The organism is Pseudomonas sp. SAS7 (genome assembly GCF_052112345.1).
Classification (GTDB): domain Bacteria; phylum Pseudomonadota; class Gammaproteobacteria; order Pseudomonadales; family Pseudomonadaceae; genus Aquipseudomonas; species Aquipseudomonas putida_Q.
In genome coordinates, this window is the sequence record NZ_JBEGGO010000037.1 from 1 (window position 1) to 3,595 (window position 3,595).

Consider the following 3,595-nt stretch of genomic DNA (forward strand, 5'->3'; position numbering starts at 1 on the left):
CCGCGAAGGCCCCAACGCGGTGCATGGCACCGGCTGCGCCGGTGTTCGCGGCTAAAGCCGCTCCCACAGGTACCGCGTGGCTTCTGGTTTTGCTCACCCGACCTGCTGGGCGATCAACCCCAGGCACCGCTGCACGATCGGGCTCACGTCACCCTTGCGCCGGCTAAGAATGATCGGGCTGACCGCGCTGCTATCAAGCAAGCCGACATACTCGATATCGGTGCGGTGCTGCTGTTGTACCGATGCTGGCACCAGGGTCACCCCAACGCCGACGGCCACCAGGCCGATGGCCGTCTGCAGTTCGTTGGCCCACTGGCTGACGCGGATGCTCATGCCGTGCTGGGCGAACAGCGCAAGCACGTGGTCGGCATAACTGGGCCGGGGGTTGGCCGGGTAGAGGATGAACGCCTCGCCAGCCAGCTGGGCGAGGCTGAGCGGGCTGCCCGCCAGCGGGTGGCCCTTGGGCAGCACGGCCACCAGCGGGTCTTCACGCAGGACCTGTTGCGCAATGGCCGCGTCCTCGATACGAATGCGCCCGAAGGCGATGTCGATGCGCCCGCTCTTCAGCGCTTCCACCTGCTGCAGCGTGGTCATCTCGCTCAGGCCCAGTTCCAGCTCGCTGTCCTGGCGCAGCTCGCGGATCAGCTCTGGCAGCACGTTGTACAGGGTCGAGGGGGCAAAGCCGATGCCCAGCCACTGGCGCTGGCCCTGGCCAATGCGGCGGGTGTTGTCGCTGATGTTCTGCAGTTGCTGCAGTACGGTGCAGGTCTGCTCGTAAAAGAATCGGCCGGCCTCGGTCAGCCGCAGAGGGCGTTCGCGCGCTACCAGCAACGTGCCGAGCTCGTCCTCCAGCTGGCTGATCTGCCGGCTCAAGGGCGGTTGGGCAATGTGCAGCAGCTCGGCGGCGCGGGTGAAGTTCAGGGTCTCGGCCAAGACCTTGAAGTAACGCAGGTGGCGCAGCTCCATCAGACCTCCAGGGTATGGTGGGAGATTCATTTGATATTGGACGGTCATCAGGGTCTCGCGCAATCCTTGAACAATCAAGTAAATGCACCATTCGGGCCTGCAACTGGCAGCCCGACCTGACGGGACCTGGCAACAATGACAAGCGCGCTGATTGAACGTATTGATGCAATTATCGTCGACCTGCCGACCATTCGCCCGCACAAGCTGGCAATGCACACCATGCAGCAGCAGACCCTGGTGGTATTGCGTGTGCGTTGCAGCGATGGCGTGGAAGGTATCGGTGAGGCCACCACCATCGGTGGCCTGGCCTATGGCTACGAAAGCCCCGAGGGCATCAAGGCCAACATCGACGCGCACCTGGCCCCGGCGCTGATCGGCCTGGCGGCAGACAACATCAACGCCGCCATGCTCAAGCTGGACAAGCTGGCCAAGGGCAACACGTTTGCCAAGTCGGGTATCGAAAGCGCCTTGCTCGATGCCCAGGGCAAACGCCTGGGCCTGCCGGTCAGCGAATTGCTGGGCGGCCGTGTGCGCGACAGCCTGGAAGTGGCCTGGACCCTGGCCAGTGGGGACACCGCCCGTGATATCGCCGAAGCCCGGCACATGCTGGAAATTCGCCGTCACCGGGTGTTCAAGCTGAAGATTGGCGCCAACCCGGTGGAGCAGGACCTCAAACACGTGGTGACGATAAAACGCGAACTGGGCGACAGCGCCAGTGTGCGGGTGGACGTGAATCAGTACTGGGACGAATCCCAGGCCATCCGCGCTTGCCAGGTGCTTGGCGACAACGGTATCGACCTGATCGAGCAGCCGATTTCGCGTATCAACCGCGGCGGCCAGGTGCGCCTGAACCAGCGCAGCCCTGCACCGATCATGGCCGATGAGTCCATCGAAAGCGTCGAGGATGCCTTCAGCCTGGCCGCCGACGGCGCCGCCAGCATCTTTGCCCTGAAAATCGCCAAGAACGGCGGCCCGCGTGCCGTGCTGCGCACCGCGCAAATCGCCGAGGCCGCCGGTATCGGCCTGTATGGGGGCACCATGCTCGAGGGCTCGATCGGCACCCTGGCCTCGGCCCACGCCTTCCTTACCCTGCGCCAACTGACCTGGGGCACCGAGCTGTTCGGCCCGCTGCTGCTGACCGAAGAAATCGTCAACGAGCCGCCGCAATACCGCGACTTCCAGCTGCACATTCCCCGTACCCCAGGCCTGGGCCTGACCCTGGACGAACAGCGCCTGGCGCGCTTCGCCCGTCGCTGATCAGCAAACAAGGAGATAATCATGCTGTTCCACGTGAAGATGACCGTGAAACTGCCGGTGGACATGGACCCGGCCAGGGCTACCCAGCTCAAGGCCGATGAAAAGGAACTGGCCCAGCGCCTGCAACGTGAAGGGACATGGCGCCACCTGTGGCGCATTGCCGGGCACTACGCCAACTACAGCGTGTTCGATGTGCCCAGCGTCGAGGCGTTGCACGACACCCTGATGCAACTGCCGTTGTTCCCGTACATGGACATCGAGGTCGACGGCCTGTGCCGGCATCCCTCGTCGATCCACAGCGACGACCGCTGATACGCACCTGTCTGCCTGACAAGAACAATATGAGGTACGCACGATGACCGTGAAAATTTCCCACACTGCCGACATTCAAGCCTTCTTCAACAAAGTGGCTGGCCTGGACCACGCCGAAGGCAACCCGCGCTTCAAGCAGATCATCCTGCGTGTGCTGCAGGACACCGCGCGCCTGGTCGAAGACCTGGAAATCACCGAAGACGAGTTCTGGCACGCCATTGACTATCTCAACCGCCTAGGGGGCCGTAACGAAGCTGGCCTGCTGGCCGCAGGCCTGGGCATCGAGCACTTCCTCGACCTGCTGCAGGACGCCAAGGATGCCGAGGCCGGCCTGAGCGGCGGCACCCCACGGACCATCGAAGGCCCACTGTACGTCGCCGGCGCGCCGGTGGCGCAAGGCGAAGCGCGCATGGACGACGGTACCGACCCTGGTGTGGTGATGTTCCTGCAGGGGCAGGTGTTCGATGCCGACGGCAAGCCGCTGGCCGGCGCCACCGTCGATCTGTGGCATGCCAACACCCAAGGTACTTATTCGTACTTCGACTCGACCCAGTCCGAGTACAACCTGCGCCGCCGTATCATCACCGATGCCGAGGGCCGCTACCGTGCGCGTTCCATCGTGCCTTCGGGATATGGCTGCGACCCGCAGGGCCCGACCCAGGAGTGCCTGGACCTGCTCGGGCGGCATGGCCAGCGCCCGGCGCACGTGCACTTCTTCATCTCGGCACCCGGGCACCGGCACCTGACCACGCAGATCAATTTCGAGGGTGACAAGTACCTGTGGGACGACTTTGCCTACGCCACCCGTGACGGGCTGATCGGCGAGCTGCGCTTTGTCGAGGATGCTGCGGCGGCGCGTGACCGCGGCGTGCAAGGCGAGCGTTTTGCCGAACTGTCGTTCGACTTCCACCTGCAGGGGGCAACGGCGGTGGAGGCCGAGGCCCGCAGCCACCGGCCGCGCGCGTTGCAGGAAGGCTGATTATCAGGCGGAGATCGTTGGGGCTGCTGCGCAGCCCATTCGCGGCACAAGGCCGCTCCCACAGGGACCGCGCAAGACAGT

At 64.4% G+C, this 3,595-nt stretch carries 4 protein-coding genes; 3 read left to right on the forward strand and 1 reads right to left on the reverse strand.

Annotated elements, in window-relative coordinates; genetic code table 11:
* Positions 1-93: 93 nt before the first annotated feature.
* Positions 94-966 (reverse strand): LysR family transcriptional regulator, encoded by an 873-nt coding sequence (locus tag ABI582_RS28540; RefSeq protein WP_258909255.1) that lies wholly within the window; start codon positions 964-966, stop codon positions 94-96.
* A gap of 135 nt (positions 967-1,101) precedes the next feature.
* On the opposite strand from ABI582_RS28540, the gene ABI582_RS28545 reads away from it, so the two are divergent.
* Genes ABI582_RS28545 through catA form a run of 3 tightly spaced genes read left to right on the forward strand, consistent with a single transcriptional unit; the run spans position 1,102 to position 3,514 of the window.
* Entirely contained in the window at positions 1,102-2,223 is a 1,122-nt protein-coding gene (locus ABI582_RS28545; RefSeq protein WP_016499204.1) for a muconate cycloisomerase family protein, read from the forward strand.
* Between the two features lie 21 nt (positions 2,224-2,244).
* A complete protein-coding gene (catC, locus tag ABI582_RS28550; protein WP_338744327.1) occupies positions 2,245-2,535 on the forward strand; it encodes a muconolactone Delta-isomerase in 291 nt (96 codons plus the stop codon).
* 43 nt (positions 2,536-2,578) lie between these two features.
* Entirely contained in the window at positions 2,579-3,514 is a 936-nt protein-coding gene (gene catA, locus ABI582_RS28555) for a catechol 1,2-dioxygenase (protein ID WP_442120973.1), read from the forward strand.
* The last annotated feature ends 81 nt before the right edge of the window (positions 3,515-3,595 follow it).